The 674-nt window shown below is 38.0% G+C and carries 1 pseudogene; it reads left to right on the top strand.

The annotated features are described in order from the left end of the window. Positions 1 to 146: 146 nt before the first annotated feature. Positions 147 to 674: pseudogene (locus tag AC1DRF_RS31165) on the top strand (transketolase); the annotation flags it as partial.

Here is a 674-nt window from a genome sequence, read left to right as displayed (position 1 = left end):
GGAGTGTTCCTTCTAGTTTTTTGTATATTTTTAATAAGGCACACAAAAACTGTAAAAGTGGAAATTTTTTTGGTTCAAGTATTGTACAAATAAGCAAATCATTAGTATGATAACATATGTACATAGTTTTGAAAGGAATGAAGAGTATGACACAACGTATTGAAGATCTTTCGATTGCAACAATTCGTACTTTATCAATCGATGCGATTGAAAAAGCAAATTCAGGTCACCCAGGTATGCCAATGGGAGCTGCTCCAATGGCATATACATTGTGGACAAAATTTATGAACATCAATCCAAAGAATCCAAACTGGTTCAACCGTGACCGCTTTGTATTATCAGCAGGACACGGATCGGCACTATTATACAGCTTGCTTCATTTAGCTGGATATGACTTATCAATTGAAGACCTTAAAAACTTCCGTCAATGGGGAAGTAAAACACCAGGTCATCCAGAGTTCGGTCATACAGCAGGTGTTGATGCAACAACTGGTCCACTAGGACAAGGTATTGCAATGGCTGTTGGTAAAGCAATGGCAGAACGTCATTTAGCTGAAACATACAACAAAGAAGGTTTAGAAATTGTAGACCACTTTACGTATGGTATTTGTGGTGACGGAGACTTAATGGAAGGTGTATCTGCTGAAGCAGCTTCATTAGCAGCACACTTAAAA

The organism is Priestia sp. P5_B4, assembly GCF_056400385.1.
The sequence above is the reverse complement of the archived record's forward strand: the minus strand, read 5'-3'. Positions and strand labels throughout refer to the sequence as shown.